Source organism: Treponema sp. OMZ 838 (assembly GCF_000775995.1).
In the GTDB taxonomy this organism is placed as follows: Bacteria; Spirochaetota; Spirochaetia; order Treponematales; family Treponemataceae; genus Treponema.
Genome location: NZ_CP009227.1, coordinates 451825 through 471999, shown reverse-complemented (window position 1 = coordinate 471999; position 20175 = coordinate 451825). Strand labels below are relative to the sequence as shown.

Sequence of the window (20175 nt, the reverse complement as noted above, 5' to 3'; positions counted from 1 at the left end):
ATGGCGTGTTTACGAAGGTATTGAAAGTGCAGGCGATTTCAATGGGAAAAAGGAAGTACGTGCTCTACCTGACAGGATAAACATTACATACCCTGTTGTCATACTATCTACTATTTTTTGTTTCAAAATAAGCGTCATCCCATCATATGAATATTTCATATCAAGTAATCCGAAAGATGCTGTAGCTTCTGAAATGTTATAGGTACCAATGCCTTCACCCATATCAACCCATAACTTTTTATTAATATTATATATTTCGCAATTTAATATACACGAGCCATCTTTCTTAAAAACTACTCGAACATTTCGAATCGCATCAGATAATTTTGTTTCTTTGCCAGTCGCTTTATCATAAGAGAATGTAATACCGCTACCAGTAAATACCGCCTCATCTTCTTTAGGCAAGGTCTGACCTTTACCACCGGATGTTATACCTTGCCCACAAGAGAGGGCAGCACAGACAAAAGCGGCAACTGCTATTAATTTCATTCCTTTTTTCATACAATAACTACTCCTTCATTTTTTTGTTGTGTTTATACTAACGGGCACCTGTTTTGCCGTGCCCAGTGTATTCTGATTTTATCATCAATTCCTGTAGTTGATACCGTCAGAAGTGTTACGCCGTCAAATATCCCAATCACTTTTTCTCTATGTTCACCATACATCTCTGAATTTGTCAACGATATGTTACCCCTATTTTCTTGAAATTAATTAAAAGAGGGGATTGAAAGCGCAGTTTTTTTTAACGGGATAAAAGATGCACGAGTTTTACTTGAAAGGATGTAAATTCGCCCTGCTTTTTTGCCTGCTGCTTCCGGATGCCCTAATTTTTGTGCCATATATTTATCAAGAACAGTCTTTTCTTCGTGTTTTAAAATCAGTGTCGTTCCGTCATAGGAATACTTACACCCTTCTAAAATATCTACCGTATCTTCTGAAAAAGTATATGGAACTGGAGTAGTATCCTCGATTTTAGTCCATCCTGTAGGAGGAATATACCATACTTCTCCCGTCATTGTATAAGTGCCATCTTTGTTAAAAACTAGTCGGAAATTACGTGTCCAATCGTGTAATTTATACTCTTTACCGGTATCTTCATCGTACCAATATCCATAACCGCTACCGGTAAATACCGCTTCATCTTCTTTAGGCAAGGTTAGACCTTTACCACCGGATGTTATACCTTGCCCGCAAGAGATGGCAGCACATACCAAAGCGGCAAGTACTATTAACTTCATTCCTTTTTTCATACAACAACTACTCCTCTATTTTTTTGTTGTGTTTATACTAACGGGCACCTGTTTTGCCGTGCCCAGTGTATTCTGATTTTATCATCAATTCCTGTGGTTGATACCGTCAGAAGTGTTACGCCGTCAAATATCCCAATCACTTTTTCTCTATGTTCACCATACATCTCTGAATTTGTCAACGATATGTTACCCCTATTTCCTTGAAATTAATTAAAAGAGGGGATTGAAAGCGCAGTTTTTTTTAACGGGATAAAAGATGCACGAGTTTTACTTGAAAGGATAACAATTAAACCTCCTGATTTTCCAGTTGCTTCAGGATAGCCAAAGAATTCAGCAAGGGGTTTGGGAATATTTCCGTTTGGGGTAGTCTTTAAAATGAGTGTACGACCGTCATATGAATACTTATAATTGTGCTCAAAAATAGTCATTGTATCATCGGAGATCGCATATTTATAGCTGGCTTTGGGGGTATCAGACCATTCCGTATTAAGATAATATATTTGGCCAGTAGTTGTATAAGTTCCATCTTTCTTAAAAATCACTCGTAGATTACGCAGCCAATCATATAGTTTTTTTTCTTTACCAGCCACATCAGTACACCAATATGCAAAACCTTGCCCAGTAAATATCACTTCGTCCTCCTTGGATGGAGGTGTTTCTTGGCAATATCCATCAGTAAGTACAAGAGTAGTAAATATAAACATCGCAACTGCTATTAATTTCATTCCTTTTTTCATACAACAACTACTCCTTCATTTTTTGTTGCTTATTCCATACTCGATAGCCGTTCGGTTATCGTTTGTTATACAAAATTAAGTATACGTTACCGGCACACAAAATGCAACAAGAAAAACGCTATCTTCCAATTCTATTGTTATTTTTTTAAGCAGACTATTCCTGCCGTTTTTCATAGATAAACCAGAGGTCTGGGTCAATCCAGTGCCGTAAGGCGCGTATCATAGAATACGAAGGAAAGCCAAAAGTCTTCCTGGTCTTCAAGTTATAGAGCTGATCATAATTAATGCCGTTTTCAGCACACCATGAGTAAGTAAGCGGCTCTAAGTGTTTATACCCTGCTGAATGTTCCCTCACGATTCGGTAATCATCCGGGCCGGTAAAGTGCTTTTTCTCAGGCTTCGCTTCTGCCGTCGTTGTCACCCACCAAGAAGGCGGAATAACATTCCGTAAGCGAAACATCATTTCATAGGTCGGCTTTGTCACACCGGTAATACTTTTATAAAAAGTGATGTACTCAAGTCCATTTTCAAGTGCAAAGGAGCGGATACTCCTCCCGCTATTTTTTACAAATTGAACTGCATACAGTTCGCTTTTATCTTCAGCGGGTTTGGTTGCTTCTGCAACAGGTTCTTGTGTAAGGTACTGCATCAAGGCCGCTTCGATAATCTTCGATTGCGAAATGCCGGTCTCTTGTTCTTTCTTAAGCAGTTTATCATAGAGATTTTTCTTTATATTTGCACTTATTTCTTCCATCGTAGTGTTCCTTCAAACATGCTACTCATCGTAAACCTCTTTGCGATGACCTACTTCAACAACAGTAATTACAAGCTCTTTATCAACAATTCTGCAAAGAAGCCGATAATCGCCCACCCGATACCGCCAGAAGCCTAAGAGGTTTCCTACAAGCATTTTTCCACTAGCTCGTGGATCGCTCATACCTTCCAGCTTTAAAATAAATTTTTGTATTTGCTTCTGAATAGGCGTATCAAGCTTCAAAAAAAACTTTTTCGCCTTATCAGAAAAAACAACTTTCATAACCCAGCCTCAGCAAAAACATCTTCCGAAGAAAAAGACTTTTTACCAGACTTTTCATAATCAGCCCAAGCAGCGACAGCAGCTTCATAATCTGCCTTATCTTCAAGGCATTCATTCAGGAACAACTCCGCCGCCTTGTTCATAAACCAACTTCGAGAGCAACCACGATAATCACAAAAATCATTGATTTTCTGAAACATATCGGGCTTAAAACTCACGCTCATACTCTTAGCTTTAGCCAAAACTGCCATAAATGCCCCCAAATAACACCCCTTACGGGGCTATCATCTGATACTAAAAATAGTACTTATTTAATAATTTTATTAAAAATATTAGAATTATTCATATTTGTCAAGCAGTATGGGGTAAAACAACAACCGAGAAAGGCTTCAAAGGACTAAAATTTTCTAAAATAGCATCGATTGTATTGTACGGATGGCTTTCGCGATCAAGAAAGGAATATTGTAATAACAGAAGATGGCTAAAACCGCCAGCATACTCAGCTTGAGCGCGAACATAAGGAAGCGTAACAGCCGCGATCGTCGCCGGTATGATTGGCGCGGAATAATGATAATATACGGCTCATCATCGTCAAAAAAACGCATCATTGGTTTCCTTACAGGCTGCTGTGTACCGCATGCTTATGGGGACTATCAGTTAAGCAGTCGACATAATGTGCAAGACGCATCACATAATGAATATCAAGTGGCTCTTTTATACGAACAGCAATATACAGCCGCCCATCTTTTTTAAAAAAGCGTACCGGAGACAGTTGTAAGAAGGATATTAAAGATGGAGCTGTAAAGGTAAGACGCAAGGCCATCGGATCTCGGATATTCATTTTGCCTTCCTGTCCGCAAGAAAGGAGTAGACCATGTTCGGCAATGTTTTCAATGATGCAATCATATTCATAGCCGTCTATCAAAACCGTTTGATACAGCTGTTTAAGACCGAGCATTTTCCAATACGTAACTCCTACCTGAAGCCGTCTTTCGCCTCGTTTATCTGCTGTTTCAAAGCGGCTTTGAAGAAATGCAAGTTTATATGCTAATTCTAACGGTAAGGTATGAGCGAAGACTGCTGTGTAATGCCGCCTTTTACCGCGAACACCGGTTAATTGTACCGGTACCGATAAACGTTCTCCTCGATAGGTAATAAGCAGTTTATCATGTCCCTGTCTCGGGGACAATTCCGTAATACAGTAAAGCTGCCATGCTTCTTGAAAGAAAAAAACCGGAATACACGAATGAGGTGCTCCAGCCTCCTCAATTACAATCTTTTCAATCCCTAAATAGCTTAATACCTGTTTATCGACATGAATCACAGGGGACACTCCTTTTTTCTTGTTCGGCATACCAATAGCCGTATTTTTCTAACAACGTGATAAGCGTTCTTTTACCCATCTTTTTTTGATCGAGGAGCAGCCCCAACTCTCGATAAAAAAGTGCATCAAACCCAAAATACGCACCATAAGTAAGGTTATCTAAAAGAAATAACATCCACTTTAATACATCAATACGCCTTCCGGTCGCGGTGTATAAAACGGTTACCGCAGGCCTTACCAAAGGAAGTATCCGTTTACATCCGGTTTCTTTCCCATAAATAATGTATGCACGGCGCGTGGAAGGGAAGGTGTAAAAAAGAATGACGGGACTTTTATCATCAAAGGTAAAGACGGTCGCATCCGGAAGCGTTTCAACATGGGCGGCTCCTCCGTGTGCGAATACAGACAGTCCCTTTTTTTCAGATGGAATAGATACGGTAATCATACTATATAAGATAATGTATTGTAGTAATAACATCAATACGATATACTAATAGTATAATATTGTAGGAGGAATTGTATGCAAGGATTCTTGCCTCCGGCGCCTGAAGTGCGCGTTTTAACTCAAATTACCGAATCATTTCATCTTTCAAAAGATGAAGCGGAAACCGCTTTGTTACTCCTGAAAGCCCGTGCCAAAACCCTCGATATGTCATTCGATGAGTACCTTTCAACGTACCATCCGAAAGGTTTTGTTGTTTCCGATACGAGCCTTCCGGATGATGTAAAAGGCTATACAGCCTTTTTATCAGGTGATGCCCGTGCCCTTATCGGGGCAGGGAAAAATGCGGACTTTTTCACCTTTATCCATGAAGCCGCTCATGTCTTCAGGCGGCAGTTAACCGGAACGCTTAAAGAAAAGGCAGAGAAAGTCTTTAAGGTAGAAGAAAGTACATGGACTGAAGCGCAGGAAGAAGCGTTTGCTTTCGGGCTTGAACAGTATATCCGCTTACGCCTTGCGGCTTCCGAAGACCACCACCTCGTCTTTGAAAAAGGAGCGGCCTTCGTACAGCGCGTTTATAACGGCCTTGACCGAATTGTTCCGCTTAATCCCGAAATGATCCGGGTATACGATGAGCTTTTTACAGCCGAACGGTTTATGTTTAATCAACAGCGCTTTGATGAAGCAGTCGATACCATCAGTACTCAAAAAGATGCATCACAGTTTGCTGAAAGTCATCTATACCTTGGTATGACGCCGCCTATCTATCAAGAACTCGGCTTTGAACGCTTACCGGTGATGATAACTGCTCGTCATATTCAAAATATTATGCAGCCGGAAAAAGAAGGAAGTGCTCCCAATTACCACGGACTTACGCCTGAGATGATAAAACAAATTCCGGATGCGTTAAAAAAGCCGCTTCTTGTTATGCAATCGCAACGGAGCGATAGTAAAGAAGATATTATTGCGGTTGTGTCACTAAAAGATAGTGAAGGCCGCCCGATCATTATCCCGCTTTCACCGAATAAAAAAGGTTTTTTCAATGGTATCGAAATTGATATAACGCTTGCAAAAACAATATACGGAAAAGATCGCTTTACCACTTTTTTACAAAAGGCAGTACAAGAACAAAGAATTTTATATATAAATGAAAAAAGCCGAGAATTAGCAATCCCGGAGCTCCAATTGCTCCGCAACTACCATTCTCAGCTTCTGTATGAAAATATAGCAGCATATCATGATTCTGTCAAGCAGAAAAATCCCGGCATTCCGCTTCTGTATCAAAAAACAGCGTATTATGCAGGGCAGCAGGGGGCATTTGATTTTTTAAATGATCCGGTAAAGCAGGATGCTGTAGCAATGTCTCACAGTCCTCATCATACCGTTTCGCATATCGATATCGCAGCGGATAAAAAAGAGGCAGACGGTATTGCGAATGCGAATACCCTAAAAATAGTCAATAATACCGCACTCAAACGCGTGCAGCTCTTTTTTCCGGATAAGCCATCTGATGACGTCAGAAGCGATTTAAAAGCGCATGGCTGGAGATGGTCGCCGCGCAATTTTTGCTGGCAGCGGCTCAATACCGAAAACGGCCTTGCCGACGCCGCCAGAATTCAAAAAACATGGTATCCGGAAAAAGACGAGAAACAAGCACCGAATATAAAGCCGGAAATAGGGGCGAGCCAAAGTATCACTGATAAAATAATACAATGGAAAAAGGAAGGACGCACCATTGTAAAAGATGAACATGGCCTTAATTTTTATGAGGGGATGACGGCAGATGAAAAAATAGCATGGATCCATACTGAAATTGACCTACTCCGCAAAGAGAATGCCCTACTTAAAAAGTCTGATAGCAAGCTCTTTTATGAAAGTGATGTAGCAGACTTTTATAGAAACGGTGGCAAAATAGAAGATTTACAGAACTATCTTGAAAGGCAGGAAAAAGATCGGCAAAAACGTTTCAATCAGGTGATACAAAACAATGAAAAAGAAATTGCCGAATATAAAGCTGATATTGACTATTATACCGAACATCGTGAAAGACCGGAGCAAGGAGCGGTGATAGCAACGCCGCTCGCTTCTGTCGAAAAACAAGAGATAGTACTTACCCGGAAAGACTTTGCTAATGCCCAAAAGGTTATTCCACCTTTGCAGTACCGCACAACGGTCGCTTTCACACGGCAGTCAGAAGATGCAGAATTCTTTAAGGGAATTATTAAAACCGTTTCCGAAATAGTTGAAACAGATCGCGCTACCTCTGACAAAAGACGAGGGGGAAAACAAGGACATCCGATTCTTTTGCGCTATTTTCATCCCTCCGGTACTGAATACTACGTGTCTGACATTGATAAAACAAACGGAGAAGTCTATGGCTTTGGTATTTTAAACGGCGACCTTGAAAACGCCGAATGGGGATACAATAACCTTGACCAATTACGTTCGGTGCCGAACATGGAGCTTGACTACCATGTCCCTGAAGGGATGACCATTGAGCGGCAGCTGCATAAAACGTATCCTTCTTACTTCCCTGAACCGGAAGATGAGATTGAAAACAGCGGAAAAGACCTCAAAAAAGAAGTAAACCAGATGCCGCAACCGATAGTAGCGCCGCTCGCTTCTAGCGAAAAACACGCGACAGCGCTTACACACAAAGAAGCGTATCCGCCGGTACAAGAAGTCGATCAGCTTCAAGCGGCTCAAGGCTCATGGAATATTTTTTACCCGCCACACCGCCACCGGTGGAATAAGGGGCCTTATATCGAAATCTATCATATTGACGATTTTAAACAAGGAGCCATAGGAACAGCCAAAAACGGAAAGTCAAAAAATGATTTTGGCGCATTACTGGAAGGTCTCGACGATGTGGTATTCAAGGCGGATCGTTGCGGAGAAGAAAAAACTGAACGTTTTTTGGAGCAATTTAAAAGCTACGGCTTTCACCCACAAAAGCAGTATACCAATAAAAGAGGACAAAGGCAGTTTATCCTCATGATCCGTGATGGCTCAAAATCGGGCAACGTCGAAATGATCCCAGAACGGAAAGATAAGCAGTTACAGTATACCGTCTTAACGAAAGACGATGACGGTACGATACTTGAAAGGAAAACTTTGAGTGGGGTCCCGCTCTTTAATGTACACTTCTATATGGAAGAGAAACGACAACAGCTCAAAAGGGAGAAAGAATATGGATGGAACCTTGATAGCGGAATACCGGACGGACAGGGGAACCGTCATACGGAAATGGGAGATGCCGGACGGACAGAAGATACAGGAAGAAATACCGGCATGGATGACGGAGCGTTTGAGCGCAGAAGAGAAAACGCTGACAGAGCGAATAGCGTACCGCATTACGCCGGAGAAGTTCGGCCGCGTTCTCAAAACGATGAGCGTGGAAGAGTCTCTTTTGTGGGCGGTTCAGATAAACCGAAAAATGGGAAGGCCTCTTACCGAGGAACATCTGATGTCGGCTCTGATCAACCTCGAAATGGATCTATAAAGGCTGAAGGCAACGATAAACAAACTATCGGGGATATAAAGCGTATCCGCGAACAGTGCCTCATTCTCTTAAACGAAAAACGAGCCGATGAACTGACGACTGAAGATAAAAAAATGCTTATGCAGTATGAAGGAGGAGGCGGAACCGGCGAAGCGGATCGGAGTGCATCCGGTGTCTTATATGAATTTTATACACCGAAAGCCGCCTGCGATGCACTCTGGCATCTTGTCGACGCGTATGATCCTACCATAAAAACAGTTCTTGAACCGGCCGGCGGAACCGGACGCTTTTTAGAAGGGCGAGAGCACAATGACTGTACACTTATCGAACCGGATGAGACTGCAAGTCGTATTGCTCGGCTTTTGCACCCTACAGCTGAGGTAAAAACACAAGCGTTTCAAGAACTCTTTTTTAAAGACGGTGTTATTCACAATGCACAGTATACGGGAAAAAAGTTTGACCTTGTAATCGGTAACCCGCCGTACGGTGTCTATAGCGGCTTTTATAAAGGAAAGGGCGAGGGATCTACTCATAGCCGCTACGAGCAGTATTTTCTCGATCGGGCGCTCGATGTCGTAAAGGACGGCGGCCTTGTTGCGTTTGTCCTTCCTTCTTCTTTTTTACAGAGTACCCACACGGAAGGCAAGCGGCTTATTGCTGCAAAAGGAACGCTCATCGATGCGTGGCGCCTACCTTCCGGTGTTTTCCCAACAACCGATATCGGTGTTGACCTTGTTATCGTCAAAAAAGAAAGAGGATATGAAAAAGATTTTTCACTTGATTCTTTTTTTGCCCGGCACCCTGACCATATTCTCGGAGAAGAAAAAGAAGGAGTCAATCGGTTCGGCCGGAAAGAAATGAAAGTCATTCCGTTCAAAGGAGAATCGCTTGAGACAACCCTTGCGCGTGTCATTCCTGAAAGCATTCTGAAACCGGAAAAAGAAGAACTACACCAAAAGGTCGTGGAAACTGATGCAGCCGAGAAGGCAGCGAACAAAACGGGAGTCGTTAGCGGCAATAAAGAACCTATTGGAAGTACTAAAAACTGGTTTGAAGATTACTACAAAAACTCTGTAGGCGGTATGGTGCTCCAGTCAGTAAAGGACGGTAACGTCCATATTATTGACCTTACCGGAAAAAATAAGCGAGTATCAATAGCACAAGAAGAACAAACTAATACCGTTTCCGCTGAAAACGAAAATGTCAAATCCGGTACTGCTTCACGGATGAACGGAAGCGTACTGGCAGATGAGGGCATAAGCAGCACATCTACAAAATCAGCGCAAAAGCAAACCCTAAAACGGCAGCCGGTACCGAATAACGATGAGATGAAACGGCATGAAGGTAAGCTTCTGTCCGCTTCTGAGTTTGCTGCTAAGTACGGTAAAACGCTCGATGAGCGGGAAGCGCCGCTTTGGAAAGCGACTGACTATGAAGGAAAAATTGAAAACGCATTGCTAACGGCTGAACAACGCGCCTTTATTGCCCAGCACCCCGATTATATCAAAATCACTGAAACGGCATGGATGCACACGGTCAATTTTACCAAAGGTAATATTTATGAAAAGCTTGAGGTGCTTGAAAAAAATAAAGAGTCGATTGGCGAAGTGCTGTACCAAAAGCAAAAAGAGATGCTTGAACATGCATTACCGCCTGAAGTACCGTATGAAAAACTGACCATTCCCGTTCATTCAAATCTTGCCCATGAGTTTATCGTCGCTCGTGATGACAATGGAGTTCCGTATAACCTGAGGGAAGGTTTTATTAAATGGGCAACCGGTGAGCAGTTCCTTTTTGAAGCGGGACTGCCTCTTTCACACCCCTCACGAGTGACGCTCAACGATGAATCGCCGGTGCGACCGGAAGACTTCCCTGCAGGCATCTACTGGAGCTCTATTGTCTCGTATATTGATCGGGATCCGGTGCGAGCACATCAAGAGTATACGCCCCAAAAAAAGAAGGCGGCACAGCTTGAAGCTAACAGAACGCGCACTCTTCGGCGCGAAACAGCTGAACGGCTTTTTAACCGTTATATCCAAGAAGGGGTACCTGAAGGAAAACGCCGTGAGCTTTTAACGCTGTGGAACCGCCGCTTTAACGGGTATCGCGGTGCCGATTATGCTAAGCTGCCGCTTTTTGTTTCGGGTATGAGCGAGAAGAAAGACGGGGAAGTGTTTACCCTCTATGAGCAGCAAATAAAAGGGATTTCATTTTTAACCGACAAAGGAAACGGTCTTCTTGCCTATGATGTCGGCGTCGGTAAAACTGCTTGCGGTATTGTTGCAACCGTCAATCAAATCCAAGCAGAAAGAGCTCATCGTCCCCTTATTTGCGTTCCAAAAGCGGTGTATTCAAAGTGGCTCCATGATATAAAAGAACTGTTCCCGACTATCCCGGTAAACGACCTTGGAAACTTTAGTGAAGAAAAGCTCAAACCCTTTTTGGTCGGTGAACACGGACTTTCCCTCGAAAAGGGCAGTATATCCTTATGTACGCATGAAGCGTTACAAGCGGTAACCTTTAAAAAACAGACGCTTGAAGGAGAGTTAACCGTCGATTTACTCGATGCCCGCAGTACCGTAAGCGGTAACGCATGGGATAATGCACAAGAGAAAGAAAGTATTCAAAAGATACTGGGGGAAGCCTCTTCCGTAAAAAACGGGTACGTCTATTGGGAAGATACCGGATTTGACCACATCACCGTTGATGAAGCGCACCGGTTTAAAAACCTTTTTACCATGCCGCGGCCGCAGTATGATGATGGGGCAAAACGGCAAGCCAATGAATTTGAAGGCATTGGAAGCGGCACGCCTTCAAAGCGAGCACAAAAGCTTTTTGCCATTACCCAGCTTATCCAAAAGGAAAATAACGGTAGAAATGTCTTTCTTTTAACGGCAACACCCTTTACGAATTCGCCGACGGAAATCTATTCAATGCTTTCATATGTCGGGCGGGAAAAACTAAAAAATATGCACCTGTATAATCTCGGCTCCTTTATGACCGAGTTTGCCGAAACGCATACCGAATGGGCGGTAAAACCGAACGGAGAAATACAGCCGAAACAGGTGATGAAAAACTTCCGCAATGTGCAGAGCCTCCAAAATCTTTTGACGGAATATATTGATAAAGTCGGCGCAGAAGAAGCAGGCGTTATCCGGCCGATAAAACGCGTTCATGCGATTGAGCTTGAAGCGACGGAACTCCAGAAAAAAATTATCGAAGCAGAAACAGCGCGCTTAAGCACAATTTCAAAAGATGATCCGGGCGGAGTGCTTGTCGCGATGAATAATATGCGCATGGCGCTTTTATCCCCAGCGCTCGTGAAAGCAAGCGATTATGATTTTGCGCTGCCTCCCATGAATAAACTGGTTGAAAGTTCTCCGAAATTAACCTTTGTCTGTAATGCCATTGTGGCTTCTTATAAAAAGGTTCCAAACGGTGGGCAGGTAATGTATATGCCGCGCGGGGTGCAAGAATCGGAGGAGGTAAAACGGTATCTTATTGCGCACGGAGTTCCGGAAAAAGCAATCGGTATTATCAATTCCGGAACATCGAGTAAGAAAAAAGATGAGATGACCGAACAGTTCAATGATAAAACAGAGATATTAAAAATCATTATCGGAAGTGAAACCATCAGCGAAGGAATCGATTTAAACGGCAATTCTTTTGCCCTCTATAACTGTATGCTCGGTTGGAATCCGACTGAAAGTACGCAAGTTGAAGGGCGTATCTGGCGGCAGGGAAATGAGCAAGGTCATGTCCACATCACCTATCCTCTTATCACCGACTCCATCGATTCGCTGATGTATCAAAAGCATGATGAAAAGTCATCCCGCATCAATGCCTTGTGGAGCTATAAAGGGGATACGCTTGACGTGCAGGATATTCGCCCCGAAGAATTAAAACTTGACCTTATCAAAGACCCTGAAAAAAAAGCAGCGTTTATCATCAGTCGGAAGAAAGCAGCATTGGAAGGAGATCGGGCAGTCATTGACCTCAAATTGAGTACCATCGATTCGATTATCGAAAAAAAATACGCAATAGCTATCAACCTTGCTACAGCCGAAAGATGTGATGCGAAAGGAGAAGTACGCTATTATAAGACAAAATTACAGTTGCTTGAAAAAAAAGAAGCTGCCTGCGGTATCGACAGTGAGCACAGCGCCGCTATGCGGATTGCCGAACTCAATGAAGAAAAAAGAAAACTTACTGAACGCATCGATTCAATCGAAAAGGAAAAACCGCGTCTGATTGCCGAGGCGAAGAAAGCGCAAGCTGCGGAACACTCTCTTGCAGGCTCTCTCGTTGATATTACCGAAAACTATGTACAAAATCTCTTAAACGACTTAAAACCGATGGCAGAGGTAAGAAAAGAAATTGAGCTGGACAGGAAACACAACACGCTTTCTACAAAAGAAGTAGTTGAAAATATACCGAATGAAAAAGTTCTCTCACATAAGAATGTCGAGATACCGCTTGAAGCGGTTAACAAAACGCAATCGGTGCAGCCGATTATTGCCCCCTTACGTTCATCTTCCGGCAGCACGATCGCGTCGGTTACGCAAACCGTATCCGGACAAAGCAAGACAAAAACCGCACAGAGTGCCAATAAACATGATATGTCATTCGAGCGTGCAGTCCCTTCGTGTTATGCACGGATCGGTGGCAGAACGCTTTCTGTACAGTCTCTTGCACAATTGCAAACACACTTTTCTTTTCGAACCGTTGCGGGCAATAATACTTCAACTTTACAACCGCACGAGATTACCGCTGTCGCCCATGCGTTCGCCGATATGGCCGATGTCTTACACCTACCTGATACACAAATCGGAGTTTTTTCAACGCTCGCCCTTTCACTCGCCGGAACACAACAGAAAAGAAGTGGCACCCATTACGATCGGAATAAACAAACACTCTCCTTAATGCATGGAAAATCAGGCGGCCTTTTAGCTGAAAAATGGTTTTCTGCCTTCGACAACCTCCTTTATAGTGCTGCTACCGGTCAAAAAAAAGATGTGTGTCTCACTGAGATTCCTCAAGGAAAAGGAAAAATCAATCAAGCGTTTCAAAACCTTATCACAGCTATTACGGAAAAAGAGGATAAAACCCCATCCGATTATCTCCGTCATGCCCAGCTGCTTGACGGAAAAGAGGCGGCTCATCCGTATTGGGCACGGAAGCAGAATTTAGCAGCACGTGCATTTTCTGCGTATGTTTCTGACAAGCTTGAAAGCTTAGGGAGAAAAAATACGCTTTTATGTTTTAAGCCGGATAACACCTTTTATAAAACACATACTCCGGCGCAAGGAGTACCAAAGCCGTATCCTGAAGGGGCAGAGCGTGCCCGCATCAATAAAGCGTTCGATGCACTGTTTGACGCGCAGCGGCAATTCCTCTACGCGAAAGAACACCGACCACTTGTCGCACAGACGGTAAAACCACAACCTACTTTTACCTTTGAGCGATAGATTTTCATCTACTGTATATTGATGTTATAACATTTATATTGTATACTGCTGATAGAAAAGATGTTAATTGATAAGCGGCACCGGAAACCAGTTGCCGCGTAAAAGATGCTTTTCATACGTTTTATTCTTGTACGGTGATAATGATGAATACTCAAGAAGAAAAAATGACCAATCAAACAAATGACCGTAAAACAGGCGTTACTTTCAAACCCATTACGGAACTACAAACCGAGCATATGCTCGATCTTTTGGAAAAAAGGAATCTTCCCTTCCTTCCGGATGAAAACGGATTCTGCGATACCCGCGCTGTTCGTAATGCCCTGACCGGTTATGAGTTTACCGGTATCAATCAAATCCTTGCAAAAGCGTATTTGCATGAAAAAGGTTTAGACGGACACAATATTTTGACCTTTGATCAAGCCAATAAGTGCGGCGCCGGTATCAAAAAGGATGCCAAAGCCTTTCTGCTTTCTTTTCAAGATATGGATAAGCGTGATGAAAATGGAAAGGCAAAGGTGGTTATCAATCACTACTTTGCCGATTCCCACGTAAAGCGGCCGGAGAAATTGCCATCACTTTGGAAAATATCGATCTATACAAAAGATAGTATCGAACCGCGCTTTTCAAATCCATCAAAATATCTTGGGGGTTATCTTCTTAGCATACACTATGGTATTGGGTTTACCCCGCCTTCTGAACTTGCAGCAGAATTTTCTCAGAAATTTAAAGAAGCACTCCAAGCTTCCCCCTCCAATTTATTTAAAATCGGACGGGATGCACACAGATGGATGAAAGAAGATGTTTCACAAACAGCTGAACGAGCTGAACGAGCAGCGCCGACTCACAGCGCATCTTCTTCTTTCTCTCGATAACCGTATACCGCACAAGTACATCTAAGGGAGACCGCTCAAAACAAACGTTGCGAGTGCTCCCTTTAATAAGGAGCAAATGCTACTATGCCTTCTTTTTTTGACACCTCAACACCTATCAATAAAAATGCCTATCGTTCAACCGTATACCTCGGCGAGAAAGATGAAGTCCTCGATCAATGGACATCAAGCGATACTGCCCGTCACGGAAGCCCTGAAGAGTTTTATACCGACCAAGTCAATAAACTCCTTTCCGTTTGCGTTACCGAACATAATGTTCCTTTTTTCAGGCAGGGAGATAAACCGGTGCCGAACAATCTTTTAAACGGTACGGTAATGAAAGATATCAATAAAGCTGCCGCTGAACTTCATGCGACAGCGACCGGCTGTAAGAAAACCGATTATATTTTCGGTCATGAAGCACGTTCTTTAGGACTTACCCTTGACGTAAGCAAAAACACGACGCCGCTTTTAGTCTGTAACGACACAAAATTTGCTTCCCGCAGCCCGCTTTTAAACGAAATACGAGTTGCCGGAGAAGGAACAAAGACAGGCTTTCAGTATATGTATAATGTCGAACAATTTGACGATCGCAGCCGGAAGCTTTTACACAAAATATTGCCTGAGCGGAAAACGTTTGAAAGTGAACAAGTACAAAGCCATGCTCAATCTCAAAAGAACTTTCTCGATAATACCCGTAACCCTGCTATCAAAGAAGCGATGCGTCTTGAAAACGAAAAGCGGAAAGATGAACTTTCCACTGTAGGACTTTTAAATGTCTACAAAGCCATACAAACGCATAATATTGTACAGCAACATGGATCGTATGACCTCGTAGGCGGCGTTCCTTCTTTTGACGCTGATGCCCGTATGAGTGCACTTTTTTCTATGGAAGTGCAAAATGCTTTAAAGAAAATTGATAAAGGAACACTTCCAAAACAAGCGCTTCTTTACAGTATGTATCAAGGGCAAGATTTTTCAAACCGCGCGGTAATGCCTCAATTCTCCTATGAAACGAAACATCAAATGGATGAAAAGCTCAAAAAAGAGAAAAATATTCACCTCTCCGCTGCTCCATCCGTCTCTATAAGCCGATAAGCAAAGTATGACTCTTTCTCGCTATGTAAAACAGCACCGGCATCCTTTCGATTTCCCCGACTACCTCGTCGAAAAACCGATTGACATTACTGCTGATGGAACCCTTGCTGAAAAAGGGCTCCATCAGGCCTATCACCTTTTATACCGCTACCGCAGTAAAAAGGTAGAAACGTTCCGCCATATCATCGTCGATGCATCCGGTACTATCCGAGATCAAATCGCCATCACCAATAAAAGCCTTATCTCCGCTTCTTTTTCAGCAGAGAATAAAGATGCAAATACCAAACAAAACCACTACTGGAATGCTATTAAATCCTATTTAAAAGAGCATAACTATTCGCTGCTTATTGCGCATAATCACCCGACAGGACAAATTGTCCCTTCTACACGCGATGAAACATTAACTGCCCAAATCGAACTTGAGCTTTCTTCACTTGGTGGCACTTCCCGCTTTTTAGGACATATCATCCTCGATCATGGTAATTTTGCTTTTTATAAGCCGGGTAAGGGCTGGCAGTATTCCGCAGATCCCGAGACTCGTAAAATACACGATCCGCTCATGCATCCTAAAAAAAATAATAGCATTATTCCCTTTATGATAAGCGGAGATGATACGCATAAAATGATGTGGATTTTAAACGATATTGATGGAAAATCACACTGGAAAACGGAAGGAAAAACACCCTTTTTTGCTCTTGATCAGCGATATGTCATCGCAGGTATTTACTTTTTTAATAACCGTGATATTATTGCAGCCGCTCAGTCGCCTGAACAATGGAACCGTTTTTTCATTGATTTTCATAAAAAGGCAGCCTTACTCGCCGCCGATTCTTTTTTCCCGGTTAACCGAAGCGATGATGAAAAATTAGAAAAGGCATTGCTGTTTATGGCAGAAAAAAAGATTTTCCTCGACGGCTACAATAAAAACTATTGCTTTTCCGATAAAGACCCTGACCTCGCTTCTCATTACATCGATCCCCTCTATTCGCCGACTGTCATTGCATCTTCAAAAGACTTTAAAGAATTTGCACGGCAAAAGAAATTAAAACGAGTGAGTACGTATATCGAACGATAACACGCTTCCATTTACCACAAGCTCCACAGTCAAAAGTCAGCTCCGGGATGTTTTGGGCATCCCTTCACCCGCCTTTTTCGTGTGGATTTGTGGAAAATGAAAGCGGCAAGTCCCTTACTTCTCTTCGACTGAAACGAGCCGAACACTACCGTCGGCATTTTTTTCATACTTTTCAGTTCGCTTAAAGCCGTTCGTACTGATTTCTTTCAAAACTCCTTCCTCCCAGTACTCGATATGTCCCGGCCCCTCAATTGCCGGATACGCCTCATTTCCGTGTAATAACCCATTTTTTAAGCGACAGATGTATCCTTCAACGAGCATATGTTCTCCGTTAATTGGAGTCGGATCATCCCCTTTCGTAAAAACCGCTTTTCCTTTTAACGCATGCGGAAGAATACTTGATGTTTTCTCATTCATATTGATCTCCTCTTTTATCGGTATCATTTATACCATAGTTCTTTGTGTTTAATTTACTCAACGCTTTATGCATCTTTTGCCGATGTTTCATTGAATTCCATTCGTAGGCAAGATACAGTGTGCCAATACAGAATATTACTATGAACGCAATACAAAAAAGAGCGCAGAGTTCACCTGCTGCTTTGATGACAATCATTCCTCTTCTTTGTACACGCTCAACAGCTTGCCCCCCTCCCAATATTCTTGCACACCGGTTGCAAGGTCATAGAGTGCCGGTAATCCTTTCCGGTGTAAAAGTCCTTTTTGGCGATATTCGACATAGCCGGTTGCACTCTCTATTGCCGGCTGCGTCCCTCCGTCCAAATAGCCATTCTCGTCAAAGCGGAATATCGTTCCGTCGGCGCTTATCATATCGTCGGTAAAAATATGCCCGCGGCGGTCGGTAATCTTCTTTCCGCTTAACGCTAAAAATTTGCATATCGTTTTTAGTTCATTCTTTTCAGCTGTCATACAGACACTCCTCATCATAGTATTGCTCGAACTGCTCAATTTCCATTTTCTGCCACTGACATTTTTTCTGAATTCCTTGCGTAATACACACTAAAATTCGCTCAGTTTCAGGAGAAATACCGCAATCCCGATTTTTTAAATCTTTCCTGATTTCGTGCAACTGCTCCGGCCGCACATCAATCAACACTCTCATGAGTTTCACACCTCCTTAAAAAACTTTTTTCTCAGAGCCGTTTTACAAGGCTCTTTTTAAAGCAAGTATACAACGCTTAAAATACAACCCCGCTCAATAAATCCTGTTCATCACAAGACTTTTCAAGACGGCTGTGTTTAAAAAGTTCCGGTAACGCTTCCTCGCTAAAATCTTGTTGAGGGGGTGGAGAACGTGCCGTATCTTGAAGCTCAAATGCCGCAATTTCGAAATGATCAGGTAAAAACCGTGAAATAATTTTTTCACTGCAAAAACCGCTAAAGGGTAATCGGCTTTTCCACCACGTTTTACCGCTTTTTTGCAGTGCCAACACCTGCAGATAGTTTTTACACGCGCTAAGAATATTGGCATCAAACGGAATTGTCCGCTCTTGCAGTTTGGTAAGTCCATATTTAAAATCGCGTTGTAAAAATACTAGAAACTGATCGGCTTTGTTTATTTCTGCCTCTACAAACAGCGCATAAATCTCTTCTGCCAGTTTTGTAACAGACGGATTTATTGCTTTTTGATAGGCAATCTTTTCTTCCTCCTCCTTTTTTTTCGTATCTGTGATTTTTCTTCATCTCCGTCTAAGCTTGATCGTACTTCAAGGGAAGGAGAAGAAGTAATCGTTGAAGGTAATTGATGTATGTAATCGATGTTATTAGTAGATTCGGACAATTTATCCGAATGGATTCGGTCATTTTGTCCGGATGGATTCGGACAATTTGTCCGGATGGATTCGGACAATTTGTCCGGATGGAACCGGTCATTTTGTCCGGATGGACTTTTATCAACTCCTCTGGATGACGGCAGAGTGTTTTGTACGCCCTCATCCTTATTTGAATGCGGCATAATACAATTATCTATCACACCTTTTTCAGAAAGCGAGCCTTGTTGCTCTTCTTGTTCAACCGGCGTAGACTCATATACCGCCTCGTCTTGTGTGTTGTCACAAGATACGACAGCGTCTTGATTTTCATCGCTATCATGTACACCATGATCCTGTGATTCCTCTTGATTTTTTCCGGTATAGAGCATAAGAAGACTGTCGATTACTTTTAACGTCACTCGCCAATGACATACCGGTATTCCATTCCTGTGCAGAATCTTCATTTCGATATAGCCTTTTGCAACAAGGTAGTCTTTAAGCCTTCTAAGCTTTCGCTCTTTGATAAAAAGCTCTTTTTCCCATTCTGCATACGTTTTATATATCCAGCCATTTTCAAGGTACGATTTATCAGACCAGTAAATAATTTGGCTTAAAAAGACTGCTGCCTCATAATCATAATCGCACAAAACGAGGTATTCTTTTTGAATACTTACTACGTTCCCTTGCCCTGAAAAGGCAACGAGTAGTGCAAAAACATCTTTTTTATCTACATATTTTTTATCATTCATACTCATATTATCCGTGATTGATTAAACTGGTAATATGTCCACGTCCTAAAAGCGGCCGGTCGGATCGAGTACTGCGTACGTATCCCTTTTTCTTTTGCGGCTCAGGAAGCGGTTTTTGCGCATCCTCGCGTTTTACTTGTACTTCTTGGCGGATATTTTCAGTAGTAGTCATTATTCATCCTTTAGGAATTCAAGCATCGTTTCCCGCATAACGCTCACCGGAATATAATTTCGCTCAGCGACATCCGTAATGATGGCATCAAATATTCCTTTTAAACCTGTTAAAAGCACCTCGTTTGTGCCGCTTGCAGATAAATACGCTTTATCAGAGCTTTCGTCTAGTTGCCAGCTAATATGTGCCCGCTCTTTCATATAGTTATTCCTCCTTCTTTAAACCTTGAGCGTTTGAAATTCCGCCCATGCAATAACGTATGGATTATTCCTCTTACGTTCCCATGTGTCTGAGATAATCATTCCTCGCTCTCCTTTAGAAGCAAAATAAAACAGGTACTCTTTATCTTCTTGAGGAGGGGTATCTCCGTCTTTCAAAAAGTGCCAACCGTATTCATTAAGGCAACTTTGATAACCGGCATCAAAGGCTTCTTGCAGATTATCTTCCATGAAAAAAGCAATCTTTGCCCATTGTTCGGCATTGTCGCTTTCACTATATGGTTCTGCAGGTCTATCACTGATATACTCTTCTTTCCATTGTTCAAAAGTAAAAGACATCGCTATACCTCCTCAATTTTTTGCTATCGGGTTAAACCCAATATGCTCCGCAAGTACCTCGATATTGCCATTTGTCATATTCTGTTTCAGGTGTCCGACAATTTGTATGCTTATGCAAATTGCACCG

The 20175-nt window shown here is 42.5% G+C and carries 21 protein-coding genes; 4 read left to right on the top strand and 17 right to left on the bottom strand.

All coding sequences use genetic code 11. From position 1 onward, the window contains the following. Nucleotides 1–9 precede the first annotated feature (9 nt). From QI63_RS02120 to QI63_RS02080, 9 genes are all read right to left on the bottom strand, one after another. Complete coding sequence (locus QI63_RS02120; protein WP_044013460.1) at nucleotides 10–501, bottom strand: hypothetical protein; 492 nt, start codon at nucleotides 499–501, stop codon at nucleotides 10–12. Between the two features lie 206 nt (nucleotides 502–707). Further along, entirely contained in the window at nucleotides 708–1250 is a 543-nt protein-coding gene (locus QI63_RS02115; protein WP_044013458.1) for a hypothetical protein, read from the bottom strand. A 206-nt stretch (nucleotides 1251–1456) separates the two neighbouring features. Then, the gene (locus QI63_RS02110) at nucleotides 1457–1987 is read right to left on the bottom strand and encodes a hypothetical protein (RefSeq protein ID WP_044013456.1); all 531 of its coding nucleotides are present in this window, start codon (nucleotides 1985–1987) and stop codon (nucleotides 1457–1459) included. Between the two features lie 154 nt (nucleotides 1988–2141). Continuing rightward, the gene (locus QI63_RS02105) at nucleotides 2142–2741 is read right to left on the bottom strand and encodes a ribbon-helix-helix protein, CopG family (protein WP_044013455.1); all 600 of its coding nucleotides are present in this window, start codon (nucleotides 2739–2741) and stop codon (nucleotides 2142–2144) included. 21 nt (nucleotides 2742–2762) lie between these two features. Further along, complete coding sequence (locus QI63_RS02100) at nucleotides 2763–3023, bottom strand: type II toxin-antitoxin system RelE family toxin (protein WP_044013453.1); 261 nt, start codon at nucleotides 3021–3023, stop codon at nucleotides 2763–2765. Beyond that, the gene (locus QI63_RS02095; RefSeq protein WP_044016929.1) at nucleotides 3020–3274 is read right to left on the bottom strand and encodes a hypothetical protein; all 255 of its coding nucleotides are present in this window, start codon (nucleotides 3272–3274) and stop codon (nucleotides 3020–3022) included. Before QI63_RS02095 ends, QI63_RS02100 begins: the two co-directional genes overlap by 4 nt. Before the next feature lie 156 nt (nucleotides 3275–3430). Further along, a complete protein-coding gene (locus tag QI63_RS02090; RefSeq protein WP_144389647.1) occupies nucleotides 3431–3631 on the bottom strand; it encodes a hypothetical protein in 201 nt (66 codons plus the stop codon). A gap of 8 nt (nucleotides 3632–3639) precedes the next feature. After that, nucleotides 3640–4347 carry a hypothetical protein gene (locus QI63_RS02085; protein ID WP_044013448.1) on the bottom strand — a complete coding sequence of 236 codons (708 nt, stop codon included), beginning with the start codon at nucleotides 4345–4347 and terminating at the stop codon, nucleotides 3640–3642. Next, nucleotides 4331–4792, bottom strand: coding sequence for a hypothetical protein (locus QI63_RS02080; RefSeq protein ID WP_044013446.1), 462 nt, complete (start codon nucleotides 4790–4792; stop codon nucleotides 4331–4333). Before QI63_RS02080 ends, QI63_RS02085 begins: the two co-directional genes overlap by 17 nt. A gap of 75 nt (nucleotides 4793–4867) precedes the next feature. On the opposite strand from QI63_RS02080, the gene QI63_RS02075 reads away from it, so the two are divergent. The 4 genes from QI63_RS02075 to QI63_RS12370 all read left to right on the top strand — a co-directional run bounded on the left by QI63_RS02075 (nucleotide 4868) and on the right by QI63_RS12370 (nucleotide 16801). Further along, nucleotides 4868–13759, top strand: a complete 8892-nt coding sequence (locus tag QI63_RS02075) for an LPD1 domain-containing protein (protein ID WP_044013444.1) — start codon at nucleotides 4868–4870, stop codon at nucleotides 13757–13759. A gap of 140 nt (nucleotides 13760–13899) precedes the next feature. Next, nucleotides 13900–14631: an ArdC family protein gene (locus QI63_RS02070; RefSeq protein WP_081984374.1), complete on the top strand. Its 732-nt coding sequence runs from the start codon at nucleotides 13900–13902 to the stop codon at nucleotides 14629–14631. An 84-nt stretch (nucleotides 14632–14715) separates the two neighbouring features. Further along, nucleotides 14716–15726, top strand: a complete 1011-nt coding sequence (locus tag QI63_RS02065; protein ID WP_044013440.1) for a hypothetical protein — start codon at nucleotides 14716–14718, stop codon at nucleotides 15724–15726. A 7-nt stretch (nucleotides 15727–15733) separates the two neighbouring features. Next, the gene (locus QI63_RS12370; protein WP_052185450.1) at nucleotides 15734–16801 is read left to right on the top strand and encodes a JAB domain-containing protein; all 1068 of its coding nucleotides are present in this window, start codon (nucleotides 15734–15736) and stop codon (nucleotides 16799–16801) included. A gap of 114 nt (nucleotides 16802–16915) precedes the next feature. On the opposite strand, the gene QI63_RS02055 is transcribed toward QI63_RS12370, so the two are convergent. From QI63_RS02055 to QI63_RS02020, 8 genes are all read right to left on the bottom strand, one after another. Next, a complete protein-coding gene (locus QI63_RS02055) occupies nucleotides 16916–17218 on the bottom strand; it encodes a hypothetical protein (RefSeq protein ID WP_044013438.1) in 303 nt (100 codons plus the stop codon). Nucleotides 17219–17410: 192 nt separating this feature from the next. After that, entirely contained in the window at nucleotides 17411–17728 is a 318-nt protein-coding gene (locus tag QI63_RS02045; RefSeq protein WP_044013434.1) for a hypothetical protein, read from the bottom strand. Further along, nucleotides 17718–17921, bottom strand: coding sequence for a hypothetical protein (locus QI63_RS02040; RefSeq protein ID WP_044013432.1), 204 nt, complete (start codon nucleotides 17919–17921; stop codon nucleotides 17718–17720). The genes QI63_RS02045 and QI63_RS02040 overlap by 11 nt, the downstream gene beginning before the upstream one ends. Before the next feature lie 76 nt (nucleotides 17922–17997). Further along, entirely contained in the window at nucleotides 17998–18249 is a 252-nt protein-coding gene (locus QI63_RS02035; RefSeq protein WP_044013430.1) for a hypothetical protein, read from the bottom strand. A gap of 185 nt (nucleotides 18250–18434) precedes the next feature. Continuing rightward, on the bottom strand, nucleotides 18435–19319 hold the full coding sequence (locus tag QI63_RS02030; RefSeq protein WP_144389645.1) for a hypothetical protein: 885 nt from the start codon (nucleotides 19317–19319) through the stop codon (nucleotides 18435–18437). Between the two features lie 7 nt (nucleotides 19320–19326). Beyond that, complete coding sequence (locus tag QI63_RS12945; RefSeq protein ID WP_158506655.1) at nucleotides 19327–19491, bottom strand: hypothetical protein; 165 nt, start codon at nucleotides 19489–19491, stop codon at nucleotides 19327–19329. After that, complete coding sequence (locus QI63_RS02025; protein ID WP_044013426.1) at nucleotides 19491–19691, bottom strand: hypothetical protein; 201 nt, start codon at nucleotides 19689–19691, stop codon at nucleotides 19491–19493. Before QI63_RS02025 ends, QI63_RS12945 begins: the two co-directional genes overlap by 1 nt. A gap of 18 nt (nucleotides 19692–19709) precedes the next feature. Further along, complete coding sequence (locus tag QI63_RS02020) at nucleotides 19710–20048, bottom strand: hypothetical protein (RefSeq protein ID WP_044013423.1); 339 nt, start codon at nucleotides 20046–20048, stop codon at nucleotides 19710–19712. Nucleotides 20049–20175 lie beyond the last annotated feature (127 nt).